At 64.0% G+C, this 16,659-nt stretch carries 14 protein-coding genes; 8 read left to right on the plus strand and 6 right to left on the minus strand.

The window, feature by feature from the left end; translation table 11 throughout:
* Window positions 1-37: 37 nt before the first annotated feature.
* The 5 genes from ELEN_RS06705 to ELEN_RS06725 all read right to left on the minus strand — a co-directional run bounded on the left by ELEN_RS06705 (window position 38) and on the right by ELEN_RS06725 (window position 7,125).
* A complete protein-coding gene (locus tag ELEN_RS06705) occupies window positions 38-517 on the minus strand; it encodes a methylated-DNA--[protein]-cysteine S-methyltransferase (protein WP_009304530.1) in 480 nt (159 codons plus the stop codon).
* Window positions 518-682: 165 nt separating this feature from the next.
* Entirely contained in the window at window positions 683-2,539 is a 1,857-nt protein-coding gene (locus ELEN_RS06710) for an extracellular solute-binding protein (RefSeq protein ID WP_015760537.1), read from the minus strand.
* The gene (locus ELEN_RS06715; protein ID WP_015760538.1) at window positions 2,536-4,677 is read right to left on the minus strand and encodes a hybrid sensor histidine kinase/response regulator; all 2,142 of its coding nucleotides are present in this window, start codon (window positions 4,675-4,677) and stop codon (window positions 2,536-2,538) included. The genes ELEN_RS06710 and ELEN_RS06715 overlap by 4 nt, the downstream gene beginning before the upstream one ends.
* Window positions 4,674-6,779, minus strand: coding sequence for a GGDEF/HDGYP domain-containing response regulator (locus tag ELEN_RS06720; protein WP_015760539.1), 2,106 nt, complete (start codon window positions 6,777-6,779; stop codon window positions 4,674-4,676). The genes ELEN_RS06715 and ELEN_RS06720 overlap by 4 nt, the downstream gene beginning before the upstream one ends.
* 4 nt (window positions 6,780-6,783) lie before the next feature.
* On the minus strand, window positions 6,784-7,125 hold the full coding sequence (locus ELEN_RS06725; protein ID WP_227110112.1) for an Hpt domain-containing protein: 342 nt from the start codon (window positions 7,123-7,125) through the stop codon (window positions 6,784-6,786).
* A 234-nt stretch (window positions 7,126-7,359) separates the two neighbouring features.
* Between ELEN_RS06725 and rpe the strand changes: the two genes are divergently transcribed.
* The 5 genes from rpe to ELEN_RS06750 are packed head-to-tail and all read left to right on the plus strand — an operon-like array spanning window position 7,360 to window position 11,865.
* Window positions 7,360-8,067: a ribulose-phosphate 3-epimerase gene (gene rpe, locus ELEN_RS06730; RefSeq protein ID WP_009304525.1), complete on the plus strand. Its 708-nt coding sequence runs from the start codon at window positions 7,360-7,362 to the stop codon at window positions 8,065-8,067.
* 5 nt (window positions 8,068-8,072) lie between these two features.
* Window positions 8,073-9,278 carry a cysteine desulfurase family protein gene (locus ELEN_RS06735; protein ID WP_009304524.1) on the plus strand — a complete coding sequence of 402 codons (1,206 nt, stop codon included), beginning with the start codon at window positions 8,073-8,075 and terminating at the stop codon, window positions 9,276-9,278.
* A 56-nt stretch (window positions 9,279-9,334) separates the two neighbouring features.
* Window positions 9,335-10,144, plus strand: coding sequence for a histidinol-phosphatase HisJ family protein (locus ELEN_RS06740; RefSeq protein WP_009304523.1), 810 nt, complete (start codon window positions 9,335-9,337; stop codon window positions 10,142-10,144).
* 46 nt (window positions 10,145-10,190) lie between these two features.
* On the plus strand, window positions 10,191-11,096 hold the full coding sequence (locus ELEN_RS06745) for a Nif3-like dinuclear metal center hexameric protein (RefSeq protein ID WP_009304522.1): 906 nt from the start codon (window positions 10,191-10,193) through the stop codon (window positions 11,094-11,096).
* Between the two features lie 49 nt (window positions 11,097-11,145).
* The gene (locus ELEN_RS06750) at window positions 11,146-11,865 is read left to right on the plus strand and encodes a zinc ribbon domain-containing protein (RefSeq protein ID WP_009608302.1); all 720 of its coding nucleotides are present in this window, start codon (window positions 11,146-11,148) and stop codon (window positions 11,863-11,865) included.
* A gap of 110 nt (window positions 11,866-11,975) precedes the next feature.
* Here the strand turns inward: ELEN_RS06750 and rpmB are convergent, their stop codons facing one another.
* Entirely contained in the window at window positions 11,976-12,167 is a 192-nt protein-coding gene (gene rpmB, locus ELEN_RS06755) for a 50S ribosomal protein L28 (RefSeq protein WP_009304520.1), read from the minus strand.
* Between the two features lie 221 nt (window positions 12,168-12,388).
* Here rpmB and ELEN_RS06760 point away from each other — a divergent pair, with 221 nt between their 5' ends.
* From ELEN_RS06760 to ELEN_RS06770, 3 genes are all read left to right on the plus strand, one after another.
* Entirely contained in the window at window positions 12,389-12,736 is a 348-nt protein-coding gene (locus ELEN_RS06760) for an Asp23/Gls24 family envelope stress response protein (RefSeq protein ID WP_009304519.1), read from the plus strand.
* 90 nt (window positions 12,737-12,826) lie between these two features.
* Window positions 12,827-14,461: a DAK2 domain-containing protein gene (locus ELEN_RS06765; RefSeq protein ID WP_009304518.1), complete on the plus strand. Its 1,635-nt coding sequence runs from the start codon at window positions 12,827-12,829 to the stop codon at window positions 14,459-14,461.
* Window positions 14,454-16,658 carry an ATP-dependent DNA helicase RecG gene (locus tag ELEN_RS06770; protein ID WP_009304517.1) on the plus strand — a complete coding sequence of 735 codons (2,205 nt, stop codon included), beginning with the start codon at window positions 14,454-14,456 and terminating at the stop codon, window positions 16,656-16,658. Before ELEN_RS06765 ends, ELEN_RS06770 begins: the two co-directional genes overlap by 8 nt.
* Window position 16,659: the final 1 nt, after the last annotated feature.

The raw sequence follows: 16,659 nt of genomic DNA on the forward strand, positions 1-16,659 counted from the left end.
TCGGGTATAGGTCGGGAAGCGGGAAGCGGGGGAGAGGTCAGCTGCCTTCGCCCGCGCTCGCGCGCTCCAAGGCCAACAGCGCGCCGCGCAGCCGTGCGTTCGCGCCGAGGGGCGCGCCGCCCGCTCCCACGATGCGGTGATCGGGCACGAGCACCGCCAGCGGGTTCTTGTGCACGGCGTTGCCCACCGCGCGGTACGACGACGGCTTGTCCAGAAGGGCGGCGACGTCGGCGGTGGTGAGCGTCTCCCCGTAAGGGATGCGTTCCAGCTCGCGCCACACGGCCAGCTGGAACGGGGTGCCTGCGGGTGCCAAGGGCACGTCGAACGCGCGTCTTTTTCCGGCGAAGTACTCCAGCAGCTCGGTGGCCGTGCGGTTCGCCAGCTCGCTCGGGCGTCGCTCGCCCGGAAGCGGTGCGTCGCCGAAGACGACCCGGGTGACGCCGCGATCGCTCGTGGCGATGGTGACGAGGCCGTGCGGCGTCCGATATGCGTAATGCGTGCCAACGCGTGCAGCCATGGAGCCTTCTTCCAGAGGGGAATCCCATTATAATGCAGCGCGCCGCATCGCGGGGAGGCGGTCGGCCCCTCGCCGTCATCATGTTGTTTTCCTCCATCGCTCGGGGCAACGTCGCGGCGGGAGCAGGCCTTGCACATTGGTGAAGCGAGTCGCTCTTTGGCCGGTTCAGTCCCAGATCAGCGTGATACGCCCATCTTTTGCAGGGGAAACCTCGCCAACGCGGCCCAAGTACGCGGTCATCAAATCGACGTTCGTCCCCGCGTCCGCATGCGCTTCCAAGACGGATCCGATGTACGACTCGTCGATCGACCCGGCCCAGGCGGCCACCGTGTACTGCGCGTCGTCGGAGATCTCGGTCCCGTCGGGCAACGTCAGGCTCAGCACGTTCTGGTCGGCGGCGCGCCAGGGCGTGTATTCCATCTTGAGACCCGAGAGCGCGTACGTCGCGTTGATCTCTTCGCCGCCGATCTTCGGATGCTCCATGAGCTTTTTCAGATCCGTTCCGCTGATCTCGTATGTCGTCAGGACATCGTCGGTCGTGACGCTGCGCAGGTTGAAGCGGTCGGCCAGGGAGATGTCCCCTTGATAGAGCTTTCCGGAATTCCCTTTGTAATAGTAGTTGTTGATCAGCAGCGCTACGTCGGCACCGGAGGCGTCGCGCATGGCGTCCGCTATAAGGTTGCTGGTCTCCAGCACGGTGAAATCCTCGGCCGCTTTTCCGATGACGGGGGTCTCCATCGATTCGTACAGATTGCAGGGTGCGAAGTCGTCGGTCGCCTTTATGATTTCCTGCATGGTCATGTTGCCGCGCATCCATTCGAATGCGGTTTCGAAATCGGACGTCATACCGACTCTGTCGGCGAAGTAAATGGAGCCTGCGTCAAGGCAGTTCTTCACGTCCCAGAACTCGGGTCGAATGTTCTGTTGGTACGATTTGACGTTGCTTATGCCGCTGAAGCACTCGAACAGGACGGCCTGCCCCTCGTCCGAGCTCAGGAAGTCCAGCGCGTCAAGCAGGATGCGCTTCTTCTGCGGGTCTTCCATGGACTTTTGGGAGGCCATCATGTTCACGCCCAGAGACATCTGCATCCATCGCTCGTTGGGCGTGTCGGTCGGAAACCCTATGAAGTCGATCTCGCAACCGGGTTTTTCCTGCTCGTACAGACTGTACATCGACAGATCGCTGGGGATCATCGCAATCTCTCCGGCATACATGGCCTGACGGTTTTGGGTAAGGCTCGACGTGAAATCGCTTTCCACCACGATCCCTCGATCGTACAGCTGCTTGAGCGTCTCGTAGTACGGTTCAAGCAGTCCTTCGCAGGAAGCCTCTTTGTTGACCACGTCATCGTACCGGGCGCGCTTTTCCGACGTGCCGAACACTTCTCGGCTGGTCAGACCCAAACCAACGTCTTGCACGGAATATTTCAGGCAAGGGACGAAGGGACGGATGCCTTCGGCTGTGATGGCATCGCAAAGGTCGTAGAACTCATCAAGGGTTGTCGGGATTTCCCAGCCGTGCTCCTCGAAAAGCGTTTTGTTGTAGAAAATGCCTTTGACGGAGCTGTTGATGGGCAGTTGCCGCAAAGCTCCGTCAACGCTCAGCTTTTCAAGCGCCGAAAGGTTGTAGCGGCCCGTGAACCCTTCCGCGGACAGATCGTACGCGTATTCGCCCGACCCCACGCGCATGCCGCTGAAAACCATATCGGGTAGGTCGTTGCGTTCAGCCTGCTCTTTGACGTACGCCCTCACGTCGTTGGTGCCGGGGGCGTCGACGAAGGCGAAGCTCGCCTCGGGTATGCGCTCGCTCAAAGCCTTTTGCAACGGCTCCGAATTGAATATGGTGTAGCGACCTATGGTGATGACGGTTTTGGTCGTGTCCGTCGGCTCGTAGGTCACGATCTCGTTTTCCGTGCAGATGGGGTAGCCGGGTTCCGGTTGCGAGTGCGCGCATGAGGTCAGCCCCGCCATCGTGGCCATGACGGTCAAAGCCGCTATAAAGGTGCGTGCCCGGGTTTTCATTGCGGTTCCTCCTGTTGGTCTATAAAGCGATGGAATACGTCGCGAACGTCGTCGAGATTCATCGGTTTGGACAAATGATCCTGCATGCCATGGTGCAGGGAACGCTGCACGTCCTCTTCGAATGCGCCTGCCGAAAGCGCGATGATGGGAAGGCGCGCCGCGTCGGGATGGCCCGACGCCCTGATGGCGGATGCGGCTTCGAGTCCGTTCATGACGGGCATCTGGATGTCCATGAGCACGAGTGCGTAGCGCCCGGGCTCGGAGGAGGCGACCATTTCGAGCGCTTCGGCGCCGTTGCATGCCGTTTCCACGTCAACGCCGAGATCGGAGAGCAGATCGACGATGATCTCGCGGTTCATCTCGTTGTCTTCCGCCAACAGGATGCACGTGCCGCTGTAGTCCGGTCTCGGGGTTTCCGAATCGCGGTCGTCTGCGGGGCGGCATGGCTCGTCGAGGGGCTTCAACGGTATCTCCACCACGAAGGTAGTGCCTGCGTCCTGTGCGCTTTCGACGTGCACGGTACCGCCCATCAGGCTCACCAGGTTGTGCACGATGGGAAGCCCCAATCCGCTGCCGATCTGGGTGGAGGTGAGGGATGATTGCTCTTGCTCGAACGGCTCGAACAGCCTTTTCATGAACGACTCGCTCATGCCGATGCCGGTGTCCTTCACGGTGAACCGTATGCGCGAATCCGACCCTTCCTGTGCGAGCTCTTCGCAAGAAACCAGGACGGTTCCTTGCTCGGGCGTGAATTTCACCGCGTTCGAAACCAGGTTGACCAAACATTGCTTGATTCTGGTGTCGTCGCCGAGGAAGCGCTCGTGAACAAGATGGCGCGAAGACTCCTTGAGCACCACGCCCTTCTTCTCGGCAGGACCGCTTTGCAAAACGATGATGGAATCCAGAAGATCGGGCAGTGCGAACGGACGGTTCGCCATGGTCATCTTTCCGCTTTCTATGCGGCTCAGATCCAGCATGTCGTTGATGATGGAGAGCAGGTACTCCCCGGATTTCCTCGAGGTTTCCAGGTGTTTTTTCAGGGTCTTTGAATCGTCTATGGAACGCAGGGCCAATTCGTTGGATCCCATGATGGCGTTGAGCGGCGTGCGTATGTCATGCGACATCTTGGTCAAGAAGTCGCTCTTCAGGTTCACGCGCGCGCTCTCTATCTTGACTTTCTGGTTCCTGCTTACGAAGTAGTACATCCAGCTGATCGAAAGCATCGCGACTATCAGCACGATGACCGCAACCAGCCCGATGACGCTCTGCATGCCCTCGAAGGTCTTTTGAGCGGTTCTCGAAACGGGGATGGCCATGACGATGTTGCGGCCCTCGCCGTCGGGGAAGCTTTGCAGAAGCCACGTGTCGCCTTGGAAGCTCATGAGGAATTGAGCTTCCGTGCAGTTTTTCAGGGAAGATCTCAGCGTGTCCACCACAGCTTGATCAACGTGCTCCTTTTCGAGGATCTGCACGATGTTGTGGCTTTCGAAGCTCTTGTTGGCTTGGGAATCCGAAGGCCTCAGCAGGATCACGCCGTTCTCGTCCACGACATACGATGCGCCCTGGCCGTTGAAGATGGGGAGGATGGCCACGTCGGCGTATTGCTGGGCATCCACCACCTTGAGAAGGCCTGCGATGGGCATGCCGTCGACGACGACGCCTTCGACGGGTGCCGCGAACACCCAGAAATCGCCTTTGCTTTGCACGGTGCAGAACTCGGATTTCACGTCTTCCCAGGTATGGATGTTCTCGGTGAGCATGGTGCTCGATATGACGATGGCCTGCCCTTCAAGCGACAAGCACCTCCCGTCCTCGGCAAGCAGGTACGTCTCGTTCGAGTCGCCGAGGAGGCTCTTCACCTCCTCCATGGTGATCGCGCCGGAGTGCGTGAGGAAACGCGCCGACATTTCGGCGTCCTCCTCGTGACCTTGCTTGAGCAGCTTGAGCTTCTTCGAGATCAGGCTGCCGATCTGCTGCACGGACTCGACGCGCTCCTCGTTGATCGACTGGTTGAGGTTGCTGTACGTTCCCGCGAAGGCGAAAACCGAGACCAGCAGCATCGCCAAGAGCAGCCCGCTTACCGCTTTGAGCCAGACGGGGGCCTCCGCCAGAGACGACCCATCTATGCGCTTCGTCATCTGCGGGATCCTTCAAGGTTTTCCGGCTCCGGTTCCGGCTCCTGATCCTGGCGGCAGATCTCCGAAAGCACGGACAGGAGCCCGGCCATCGAGTCCTCGTAGAAGCAGCAGCGGTCCCGTCCGAGCTGCTTGGCCGCGTAGAGCGCCTGGTCCGCGCGGTGGAACAAGTCGTCGTAGCAGGTCGCGTGCGCGGGGAACAGGGCGACGCCCATGCTGACGGTCATGGGGTATTCGTCGCTCGAGCTTGCAAGCGATTCGAAAACCCGCTTGCAAGCCGCGCAGGGGTCGTCCTCGTATTCGATGAAGACGAGGAACTCGTCTCCGCCGATGCGGGCGGTGACGTCCGATTCGCGGACGCTGCGCTGCACGCGCAGAGCCATCTGCTTCAGGATTTTGTCGCCGAACAGGTGACCGTAGCTGTCGTTAGCCGTCTTGAACTGATCCAAGTCGAACAGCATGAGCGCGAATCGCTTTTCGTCGTGCTCATGCCGTTCGAGCTGCGGCAGGATGGCCTGCCGGGCGGCTTCCCGATGGAACATGCCCGTGAGCGGGTCGGTGCTCGCTTGGCGCACAAGGCGGTCGAGCTTCAGCTGCTCTTCATGCACGTCCACGCATTTGCCGATGAAGCCGGTCAGGGCCTCTTCGTCGTTTCCCAGCCAAAGAGGGCGCGCGAGGATCTTATGCCAACGCTTTTGGTTGTTGACGTGGAGCAGGTAGCTCGAGCTCACGTTGGGGTTGTCGGGGGTCGCGGAAAGGATGAGGTCGCGCAAGCTGAGCAAATCTTCCCGCATGATGATCTGGTGAAGGCGCACGTGCCCGAGCGGGTTCGGGACGATGCTGGACAGCCCCAACATTTCCGCACCCCATTCGGACAGCATCAATAGGTCGGTTTTCACGTTGTATTCGAACTGAATTTCCTGAGACAAATGGGCGAAGAACTGGTATTTTGTTCGCTCTTGTTCCAAAAGGGCCAGCGTTCGGTTGGAGACGTCGCCTGTTTGCATCATGCTGCGCGTGATGTCGAGCATGTCCTCCTTCGTGATGCGGCCGAGCGATTTCATATCCATTTCGCTCTTCAGCTGAGGGGCGATGTCCACCAAGCACTGCAAAAGCAGCGGATTGAACGCCCCGCATTCGCCGTAGAGGATCATGCGCATCGATTCTTCGTGCGAGATGGCTTCTTTGTACACCCGCTTGTGGGTCAAGGCGTCGTACACGTCCGCCAGCGCAACCACCTGGGCCTCGATAGGGATCTGCTCTCCTACCAGAGCGTCGGGGTATCCGCCTCCGTCGTAGCGCTCGTGGTGCCATCGGCAAATGTCGCGCGCCACCCGCACCAGCTCCTCGTCTGGGTAGTAGCGGGTGCTCTCCAAGATGTTGGCGCCTGCCATGCTGTGGGCCTTCATGACGACCCACTCGTCGGCCGAGAGGGAACCGGGATTGTTCAGGATATGCTCGGGCACCGAGATCTTGCCGATGTCGTGCAAGGAGGAGGCGTTGGCGATCAGCGATATCTTCGATCGGATGGATGCGTAGCGGTCGGACGTGCGGCACAGCTGGGTGAGCAGCATCTTGGTGATGGAGCGGATGTTGAGCACGTGCATGCCGCTTTCGCCGTTGCGGAACTCGACGATATGGCTCAGCAGCTCCACCATGATAAGGTTGCTCTTCTCCTTATCGAGCATCTGCTCGGTCACCATGTTCTCCAGCATGTTCTGCTTGGAGTACAGCATCACGGTGTTCGACGCGCGCCGTTGCACGGTCTTGGGGTCGAAGGGTCGGCTGATGAATTCGGTGGCGCCTAGGTCGTAGGCGTTGTCTATGTACGAGGAAGAGCTTTCCGCGGAGATGATGATGACGGGGACGCGTTCGATCCACTTGTTCTTGCTCATGATGGCGAGCACTTCGAAGCCATCCATTTCGGGCATCACGATGTCGAGCAGCACGAGGGAGATATCGAACTGGTGCTTTTCAAACTGCGAGATGGCCTCCAGTCCGTTTTCGGCTTCTATGATGTCGTACTCGTCGGACAGGATGTCGGCCAGCATGGAGCGGTTCAGTTCGGAATCGTCCACGATCAGAGCAAGGTTGCGGTCCTTCATGGCCCTATCTTTCCTCGGCGTCGTCCGGCAGGGCGTCGATGCGGGCGATCGCCTCTTGATAAACTTGCTTGGTTTCCTTGAACAAAGGCGCGATAGCTTCGTTGGGCTCCTGCGAGCGCAAGGCTTCCGTGAGTTTGGACGAGCAGTCTGCAAGCTTTGTCAGCCCTAAGTTGAGCGATGCCCCTTTGATGGCGTGCGCCGCGCGAAAGGCGGCTTGGTAGTCTTGGTTTTCGACGGCTTCGCACAGATCGTCGAAAGAAGGGTCCCGTCTCATGATGCGCAGGTATTTCACCATGCGCTCGTTCCCGCCGATCCTGCGAAGCGCTTCGGAGTAGTCGGCGTCCATGTGAGCGTAAAGGCTTTCCGACGTCATTTCGCTCGCTCGCCCCGCCTTCGTATTGATTGGATAACGTGCTGATTATTTTACTGTAAAACAAAACGGGCTTCATCTGAAATCTTGAGTGGATTGGATTCAAATACCTTTAAATACGTTGTTTTCCTCCATCGCTCGGGGCAACGTCGCGGCGGGAGCGGACCTTGCGCTAGAATGGGCGCAACGACGATGAGGAAGGACACGAGCATGTTCGAACCGGTGAAAATAGCGCCATCCATTCTGTCGGCCGATTTCATGCATCTCGGTCGCGACATCGAGCTGATCGAGAAAGCGGGCGCAGGATACGTCCACGTCGACGTCATGGACGGCCATTTCGTGCCGAACCTCACGATGGGCGTGCCCGTCGTCAAGCAGCTGAAGAAGGCCACGAGCCTGCCGCTCGACGTGCATCTCATGATAGCGAACCCGCTGGAGCAGCTGCCTTGGTTCCTCGATGCAGGAGCGGACTCGGTGACCGTGCATGCCGAGGCGCTCGACGCCGACGGGCTGGCGCGCGCCGTCGCGGCCATTCATGCGGCGGGGGCGAAGGCGGCCGTCAGCGTCAAGCCCCGCACGGCGGTCGGCGCGCTGGCGCCGGTGCTTGCCGATCTGGACATGGTGCTGGTCATGAGCGTAGAGCCGGGATTCTCCGGGCAGAGCTACATCGAGGGCAGCGAGGCTAAGGTGACGCGCATCACCGAGATGGCGCGTGCGGTGGGCGCCTCTCCGCTCATCCAGGTGGACGGCGGCATCGGGGAGGTCACGGCTCCTATCGTGGCCGCAGCCGGAGCCGACGTGCTCGTGTGCGGAAACGCCGTTTTCGCGGCCGAGGATCCTGCCGCCGCGCTCGCGGCGGTGCAGGCGGCGGCCGAGGAGGCGCGCCTGGCGGCGCTGGCCGTGTCGAAGGAGGCGTAAGCGCAATGGCGTCCGTGCCGAACGACTACGTGTACCTCGACTACGCCGCGACGGCGCCCTTATGCGAGGAGGCCGCCGAGGCCATGGCCCCTTATCAGGTGCCCGGCCGCGCGAACCTCGCGGTCGGCGGCAACGCGAATTCGCTCCACGGGCCCGGCCGTGCCGCGTTCGCCGCGCTCGAGGAAGCGCGCCGATCCATCGCGCGCGACCTCGGCGCGCGTCGTCCCGACGAGATCGTGTTCACCAGCGGCGCCACCGAGGCCGACGACGCGGCCCTGCTGGGCATCGCGCAGGCCGCCGCGGACGAGCGCCGTCGGCGCGGAGCAGGGGATTTCGTCCCGCACGTCGTGGTCACCGCGGTCGAGCACGACGCTGTGCTGGCGCCCGCGAAGCGTCTGGAATCGCAGGGTTTCCGCGTCACGCGGCTCGCCCCGAACCGTCAGGGCTTCATCGAGGAGCGCGCGTTGGAGGCGGCGCTCGACGCCGATACGGTGCTCGTGTCGGTGCAGGCCGCCAACAGCGAAGTCGGCAGCATCCAGCCCATCGCCGATCTCGCCCGTGTCGCGCACGATCATGCCGCGCTGTTCCACACCGATGCCGTGCAGGCGCTGGGGAAAGCTCGCGTGAACCTGCAGGAGCTCGACGTGGACGCCGCGTCCTTCTCGGCTCATAAGGTGGGCGGCCCCAAAGGCGCCGGCGCGCTGTATCTGCGCGCCCGCACGCCGTTTCATGCCTACGCTATTGGCGGCGGCCAGGAAGGAGGCCGGCGCAGCGGCACGCAGAACGTGGCCGGCATCGTCGGGTTCGCGGCAGCCGTGCATGCGGCGACCGCGATGCAGGAGGCGGAGGCGGCTCGCCTGCGGGTTCTGCGCGACAGGCTGTACGAGCGGCTGGGCGCCATCGACGCGGTGGAGGCCACCGTGGACGTTGCGCCGGGCAGCGAGGATTTCCTTCCGAACATCGTGCATGTGCTGGTGGACGGTTTGGAAAGCGAAACGCTCATCCTTCGCTTCGACATGCAGGGCTTCGGCGTGTCGGGCGGGTCTGCCTGCTCGTCGCACTCGCTGGAACCCAGCCACGTGCTGCGTTCCCTCGGCATCGACGCCGACCGCGCGCACGGCGCCCTGCGCATCTCGATGGGGCGCTACACCGACGAAGCCGATGTCGAAGCCTTCGCGGTCGCCATGGAGAAGAGCCTGAACTGGAACTGAGGATCGAGGACGCGCGAGCTTGGTCGCGTCGATGAGCGTCGAGGAGCGCTGAGCCTATGGAATTGATCACCACGCACACCCACACCTGCTTCACCAACCACGGTGAGGGCACGGTGGAAGAGCTCGTGTCCGCCGCCGTCGCGGCGGGCGTCTCCACCATCGCGGTCACCGAGCACTATCCGATGACCGCGACGTTCGACCCCGACCGCTACCTGTCGATGCCGGCCGAGCGGATGGGGGAGTACCTGGCCGCCGTCGAGGCCGCGCGCGAGGCGCATCCCGAGATCGAGGTGCTGGTCGGCTGCGAGATGGACTGGCTGGGAGACGACGAGGACCGCGTCATCACGGCGGAGGACGTCGCGCCGTTCCAGCTGATCTTGGGCTCGGTGCATCTCGTCGACCGCTGGCCTTTCGACGACCCCGCCCAGCGCGGCCGCTGGGACGAGGTGGGCGCCGATCTTATCTGGCGGCGCTACTTCGAAGTGTGGTGCGAGGCCGTGTCCTCCGACGCGCCCTTCCACGTGATGTCGCATCCCGATCTGGCGAAGAAGTTCGGGTTCTACCCCAGCTTCGACCCGCAGCCGTTGTACGAGCAGGCTGCCGAGGCGTGCGCCGCGGCCGGACGCATGGTGGAGGTGAACACGTCGGGATCCTACTACGCCTGCAAGGAGATGTTCCCCGCGCCGGCGCTGCTGGCCGCGTTCTGCCGCGCCGGCGTGCCCTGCACGGTGGGCACCGACGCGCACGTGCCCGCCAACGTCGCGCGCGACATCGAGAAAGCCTATCGCCTTATGTACGAGGCGGGTTATAGAACGGTAACGGTCCCGACAGCCGACGGCGACCGTCGGGCCATCGCTATCGAGTAACGTGGGATCGAAAGTCTAGTTCGAACACGAGCGAAGGAGCCGCGCCATGGTTGCAGCGAAGAAGAACCAGAAGGATTCCAAGGGTCGGGAAGGTTTGGCGCGCCGTGCGTCGGGGTTGCTTTCCAAGCCTGTCACGGCGGTCACCACCGGCGCGCTCGAGCGCGCGCTGCTGGCCGAGTTTCCGGCTGCCGACGCCGAGCCGTGGGATCGCACCGGCATGTCGGTGGGCGATCCGGCGCGCCTGATCACGGGTGTGGCCGTCGCGCTCGACCCGACGGTCGAAGCTATCGAGGCGGCTGCGAACATGGGTGCGAACGTGCTGGTCACTCATCATCCGGCGTTCCTCGCGCCGCCCGCCTCCTTCATGCCGGCCTCCTCGGTGGCGGCCAATCCGGGCGCGGGCGTGTGGCGCGCGGTCGAGCGCGGCGTATCCATCCTGTCGTACCATACGGCGCTCGACGTGAGCGTGCGGGCGCAACGCGTGCTGCCCGGCATGCTGAGCCTGACGTTTCAGCAGGTGCTCGATCCCATTCCCGGGTCGCGCGAGAAGGGCTACGGTCAGCTGTGCACCCTCGGCGAGGACGACGGGCTCACGCTGGGACAGCTGGCCGCGCGCTGCACCTCGGTGTTCGGCCGGGCGCCGCGCGTATGGGGCGACTTCCCTCGCGAGCTCGACCGCGTGGTCACCTGCACGGGGTCGGCCGGCGATCTGGGCCGCGCGTGTCTGCGGGCGCAGGTGGACTGCCTCGTGTGCGGCGAGATCAAGTACCATGATGCGCTCGAGCTCTCCCAGGCGGGCTTGGCCGTCGTCGATCTCGGTCATGACACCAGCGAGCTGCCGCTCGCAGCCGTGCTGGCTGCTGCGGTGGAAAACGCAGGAATTCCCGGTGATCTGGTGACGGTGCTCGATCAGGGAGATAACTGGTCGTACCCTGAAACGGTACGGGTATAATGCTAAGGAGCGTCGCAGCGGCGGCGCTCCGTTCGAACAAAGGATGCGCATGCACGTAGACACCGACGATCTTGCCACGCTGCTGAAGATGCAGCATCTCGACCTGGAAGCCATGCGCGACAAGAAGAAGCTCGAAGAGCTTCCCCAGCGCGCCGTCATCCTGGAAGCGCGCTCGAAGAAGAAGGCGATCGAGCAGAAGCGAGCCCAGCTCGACGCGCTCCATGCGAAAGCCGACGCGCAGCTTTCGCGTATCGACGACGAGGATCGCTCGCTTTCCGAGAAGCAGCGTCAGGTGCAGAGCGAGATCGACGCGGTGCGCGGCGACTACCGCGGCGTGGAGGCGCGCACGAAGGAGCTCAACGGCTTCGCGAAGCGCCGCAACACGCTGGAAGCCGACCTGACCGCCGTCGGCGACGAGCTGGCGAAGATCGAAGGCGTGCAGGCGCAGGTGGCATCGGCGTTAGAGAGCTTGGAGCGCCAGGAGGCCGAGGCCACGGCGGCGTTCGTGAAGGAAGGCGGCGCGCTCAAAGACGCGCTCGCGCGCATCGAGGCCGAACGAGCGATGCTGGCGTCCTCGTTGCCCGCCGACCTGCTTGACGCCTATAAGAAAACGGCCGCGCGCACGGGCGGCGTGGCCGTGGGACGCTTGCAAGGCTCGAATTGCGGCGTGTGCCGCATGGCCATCGAGGGCGGCCGCCTCATCGACATGAAGGGCCAGGGCAACGTGGCTCCGTGCCCTCAGTGCGGAAGGCTGCTCATCCTGGAGTAGGGGATACGGCGCGGGCCCTGCTCGCGCCCATCGAGAGAACGACAAAAAGCCCGCGCGAGCGGGCTTTTCAATGTCGGCTTGTTGGCCGGCCTCATCGGCCGGCGGACGTGCTATGCGCGCTCGACCTTGCCGGCCTTCATGCACTTCGTGCAGACGTTGGCCTTGCGGACGTGACCCTCTTTGTCCTTGATGGTCACGCGCTGAATGTTCGGACGGAACCAGCGGTTCGTCACGCGGTGCGAGTGGCTGACGTTGCGTCCTGCGCTCGGCGCCTTACCGCAAACTTCACAAATCTTCGACATCGTTCATCACTCCATGTACGTTGGGTACTCATCGGCAAAAACCGTTGATGACAAAAAAGCCCTCACACTATAGCACATAAACGAAAAGGGTTACAAGAATTTTTCGTGTAGTATACTTTCGCCTGCTACCAGGCGCGCCGCACAGCGGCAAGCCCTTGCGCTATACTGCGTTAGCAGGTTTTTTGTCGTGCGCGGCACCCCCGCGCCGTGAAAGGAATGCCATGAACGATACGATAGCGGGCAACCTCCACGTTGCCAATGACGTACTGGCCGACATGGTCGGCAATGCAGCGCTCGAGTGCTACGGCGTCGTGGGCATGGCCGCCCCGAACGCCGCCGACGGCATCGCGAAGATCCTCCCCGCGTCCCGCCTGCGCCGCGGCGTGGTGGTCACCACTACGGAGGTCGGCGTGCACGTGGAGCTGTACGTCGTCATCGAGTACGGCACGAACATCAACACGGTGTCGCAGAACCTCGTCGACCAAGTGACGTTCGCGTTGAGCGAGTACGCTCGCGTTCCGCTCGACGGCGTCGAGGTGCACGTGCAGGGCGTGAAGGTGCGCAAGTAGCGCGTCCTCCCTGCCATGATGAGCCGCTGCCCGCCCGGAGAGAGGGGCGAAGGCGCTCTGCGGCATAACGTTTAAGGAGAATAGATCAGCATGCCAGAACCCTATACCGCGAACGACCTGCTCAACGCCATCGCCGTCGCGAGCAAGACCCTGAGCGAGCGCAAGGACGAGATCAACCGTCTGAACGTGTTCCCGGTGCCCGACGGCGACACGGGCACGAACATGTCGCTGACGCTGGAGACGGTCGTCGAGAACCTGGCCAACCTGCCCATCGGGGCGGCCGGCGCGGAAATTCGCAAGGCGATCACGACCGGCGCGCTCATGGGCGCACGCGGAAACTCCGGTGTCATTACCTCGCAAATTTTGCGCGGCCTGTGCGAGGGCAGCGTAGGCCATGACGAGCTGAACGCCGACAGCATCGACGCGGCGTTCGCGAAATCGCAGGAAGTGGCGTTCCAGGCCGTCCGCAAGCCGGTCGAGGGCACCATCCTCACCGTGCTGCGCGACAGCGCCGCCGCCGCGAAGCACGCCCGTAAGAAGAAGATGGGCTGCGACGAGGCGCTGGCCTACGTGGTGGAGGAGGCCTACGCCTCCGTGCAGCGCACGCCCGACCTGCTGCCCGTGCTCAAGGAGAATGGCGTGGTGGACGCGGGCGGCTTCGGCCTGGCCATCTTCTTCGACGCGTTCGTCTCAGCGCTGCTGGGCAAGGAAGGCCCCATGGTGGACGAGCTGGCGTTCGCGCGCGGCACGGCGCCGAAGGTGGAGATCGAGCAGATCAACGACTGGGAGGGGTCGGCGTACCGCTACTGCACCGAGTTCCTCGTGCATTCCGACACGGTGGACGTGGACGCGGCCAAGGACTTCCTGCCCACGATGGGCGACTGCGACCTCATGGTGGGCATGCACCCCAACTTCAAGGTGCACGTGCACTCGAACCGCCCCGACCAGGTGCTGGGCTGGTTCCTCACGCACGATGCGCAGATCTCCGAGGTGCACATCCACAACATGCAGCAGCAGAGCGCCGCGCGCACCGACGCGCTGGCCGCCGAGCAGGGGGAGGCGCCCAAGCCGCTCGGATTCGTGGCCGTGGCCGCGGGCGAGGGCAACGCGAAGATCCTCAAGAGCCTGGGCGTGGACGTGGTGGTGTCCGGCGGGCAGACCATGAACCCGTCCACGAAGGACCTGCTTGATGCGGCGGGTCAGGTGAACGCCGACGCCGTCATCATCCTGCCCAACAACAAGAACATCATCATGGCCGCCCAGAGCGCCTGCGAGCTGGCCGAGACGCCGTGCGCCGTGGTTCCCACGAGAAGCGTGCCCGAGGCGTTCGCCGCCCTGTTCGGTTTCGACGAGGGCGCCAGCCTCGAAGAGAACGTCGAGTCGATGACCGAGGCCTACGCCGACGTGAAGACCGGCGAGGTGACCGTGGCAATCAAGGATTCCAAGGACGCGCACGACAACCCCATCAAGGAGGGCGACGTCATCGGCATCGCCGACGGGGCCATCGAGGCCGTGGGCTCCACGACCGAGGACGTGGTCATGGCGCTGCTCGGCACGATGGAGGCCGAAGACGCCGACACGCTCACCATCCTGGCGGGCGAGGATATGGGGGATGACGCCTTCGACGCGCTGATCGCGCGCATCGAGGATGCCTACGACGACCTCGAGATCGACGCCCACCGCGGCGACCAGCCCTTGTACCCGGTGGTCATGTCCGTTGAATAACGACCGGCCCGACAGACTTGCAGCAACGCTCGCGCTCGACGAATCGGTCGGGCGCGTTCGTTTGGTGAGCCCGGCGCGCGCTCGCGCGCTCGACGGGCTCGGCATCCGCACGGTGCGCGACCTGGCCACGCACTTCCCGCGGCGCTACATCGACCTCTCGCGCAAGGCAACCGTGGCCGCTGGGGTCATCGGCGAGCAGTGCACCGTCGAAGGCGCGGTGCACGAGATCAAGCTCAAGAAGCCCAAGCCGCGCCTCACGCTCGTTGAGCTGTCGCTCGTGGACGGCACGGGCGTGCTCATGGTGACGTGCTTTCGTCAGCCATGGCTCATGGACCAGGTGAAGCCCGGCATGCGCATCGCGGTGGCGGGCAAGCTGGAATTCAACTACGGCTTCAAGCGCATGACGAACCCGTATCTGGAAGTCCTCGACGGCGAAGGGGCGGCCGAGGGCATGATCATCCCCGTGCATCCCGCTTGCGAGAAGATATCCGCTGCGTGGATGCGACGGCTCGTGGGAAACGCGTTGGAGGCCGTATGCGGGCTGCATGATCCGCTGCCGCTCGAGCTGCGTGCGAAGTACCGCCTGATGAGCCGCGGCGCGGCGCTGTCGTGCATCCACTTCCCGCATGCGATGGACGAAGTGGCCGAGGCGCGCCGCCGCCTCGTGTACGAGGAGCTGCTGCTGCTCGAGCTGATGCTCATGCGCGAGTCGCGCGAGCGCACGGACGGGTGCGAACCGGTCGTCCACGCGGTGGACGGGCCGCGCATGGCGGCGCTCGCCGAGGCGGTGCCCTTCCGGCTTACCGACGAGCAGGAGGAGGCCAAGCGCGACATCCTCGCCGCCCTCGCTGCGCCGCAAACGGCGAACCACCTGCTGCTGGGCGACGTGGGCACCGGCAAGACCGTCGTCGCCGCCTTCGCGCTCGCGGCGGCCGCGGACACGGGTGCGCAGGCTCTGCTCATGGCTCCCACCGAGGTGCTCGCGCGCCAGCACGGCAAGAGTCTGGGGCCGCTGTTCGATGCCGCCGGCATCTCCTGGGCGGTGCTGACCGGCTCCACGCCCTCGGCCGAACGCGAGGCCGTCCTCGCGCGCGTGGCGGAGGGCTCGGTGGACGTGCTCATCGGCACGCACGCGCTGCTCGAGGACGATGTGGCGCCCAGGCGGCTCAGCCTCGTGGTCATCGACGAGCAGCAGCGCTTCGGCGTGGAGCAGCGCGCCAAGCTGCTGGCGAAGGGCGATGCGCCCGACGCGCTGTACCTCACGGCCACGCCCATCCCGCGCTCGCTGGCGCTGGCGCTGTTCGGCAACCTGACCTTGTCCTACCTCAAGCACCGACCGCACGACGCGGCGCAGCGCGCCACGTTCGTGCATCAGAAGGCCGACCGCGGCCATGCCTACGACGCCGCCCGCGCGGCGCTCGCGCGCGGCGAGCAGGTGTACGTGGTGTGCCCCCTCATCGGCCAGGATAGCGGCGAGCGCGACGCGAAGGCGGCGGACGGCGGAAGCGGCGGACGGCGGCGCGAGGCGGACGAGGAGGCCTACGAGTACGCCGCCATCAGCATCGAGACCGATGACGACCTGGAGGGCGACGACGTGGCGGCCGCCGCGAAAGAGGCGTCCTACTTGCAGGGAACCGTGTTCGCCGATTATCGGGTCGAGCTTTTGCACGGGCGCATGCCCGCTTCCGAGAAGCAGGCCGTCATGCAGCGCTTCCGCGACAACGAGACGCAAGTGCTCGTGGCCACGACGGTTATCGAGGTGGGTGTGGACGTGCCCAACGCCACGGTCATGATCGTTGAAGACGCCGACCGCTTCGGATTGTCGCAGCTGCACCAGCTGCGCGGCCGCGTCGGCCGCGGCGAGAAAGCCGCCGAGGTGCATCTCGTGTCGGCCTCGAAGTCCGACGCCGCCCTTACGCGCCTGTCCGCGATGGTCGACACCGACGACGGCTTCGAGCTGGCCAGCTACGACTTGTCGCTGCGCCGCGAGGGCGATATCCTGGGCAACCGGCAGCACGGCGCGTCGGGCCTCAAGCTGGTGAACGTCATGCGCGACGGCGCGGTGATCGAGGCCGCGCACGCCGACGCGGCGGCCATCCTGGAAGAGGATCCGAACCTGGAACTGCCCGCGCACCGCGCGCTTGCGCGCGAGGTGCGCATCGTGTACGCCAACGACCACGTGGCGCAAGGAGGCTGAT

The organism is Eggerthella lenta DSM 2243, from assembly GCF_000024265.1.
Lineage (GTDB): Bacteria > Actinomycetota > Coriobacteriia > Coriobacteriales > Eggerthellaceae > Eggerthella > Eggerthella lenta.

What these genes read in the sequence shown, in the direction of transcription:
- ELEN_RS06705 (WP_009304530.1), bottom strand. Translation starts at nt 517, where the DNA reads ATGGCTGCACGCGTTGGCACGCATTACGCATATCGGACGCCGCACGGC.
- ELEN_RS06710 (WP_015760537.1), bottom strand. Translation starts at nt 2,539, where the DNA reads ATGAAAACCCGGGCACGCACCTTTATAGCGGCTTTGACCGTCATGGCC.
- ELEN_RS06715 (WP_015760538.1), bottom strand. Translation starts at nt 4,677, where the DNA reads ATGACGAAGCGCATAGATGGGTCGTCTCTGGCGGAGGCCCCCGTCTGG.
- ELEN_RS06720 (WP_015760539.1), bottom strand. Translation starts at nt 6,779, where the DNA reads ATGAAGGACCGCAACCTTGCTCTGATCGTGGACGATTCCGAACTGAAC.
- ELEN_RS06725 (WP_227110112.1), bottom strand. Translation starts at nt 7,125, where the DNA reads ATGGACGCCGACTACTCCGAAGCGCTTCGCAGGATCGGCGGGAACGAG.
- rpe (WP_009304525.1), top strand. Translation starts at nt 7,360, where the DNA reads ATGTTCGAACCGGTGAAAATAGCGCCATCCATTCTGTCGGCCGATTTC.
- ELEN_RS06735 (WP_009304524.1), top strand. Translation starts at nt 8,073, where the DNA reads ATGGCGTCCGTGCCGAACGACTACGTGTACCTCGACTACGCCGCGACG.
- ELEN_RS06740 (WP_009304523.1), top strand. Translation starts at nt 9,335, where the DNA reads ATGGAATTGATCACCACGCACACCCACACCTGCTTCACCAACCACGGT.
- ELEN_RS06745 (WP_009304522.1), top strand. Translation starts at nt 10,191, where the DNA reads ATGGTTGCAGCGAAGAAGAACCAGAAGGATTCCAAGGGTCGGGAAGGT.
- ELEN_RS06750 (WP_009608302.1), top strand. Translation starts at nt 11,146, where the DNA reads ATGCACGTAGACACCGACGATCTTGCCACGCTGCTGAAGATGCAGCAT.
- rpmB (WP_009304520.1), bottom strand. Translation starts at nt 12,167, where the DNA reads ATGTCGAAGATTTGTGAAGTTTGCGGTAAGGCGCCGAGCGCAGGACGC.
- ELEN_RS06760 (WP_009304519.1), top strand. Translation starts at nt 12,389, where the DNA reads ATGAACGATACGATAGCGGGCAACCTCCACGTTGCCAATGACGTACTG.
- ELEN_RS06765 (WP_009304518.1), top strand. Translation starts at nt 12,827, where the DNA reads ATGCCAGAACCCTATACCGCGAACGACCTGCTCAACGCCATCGCCGTC.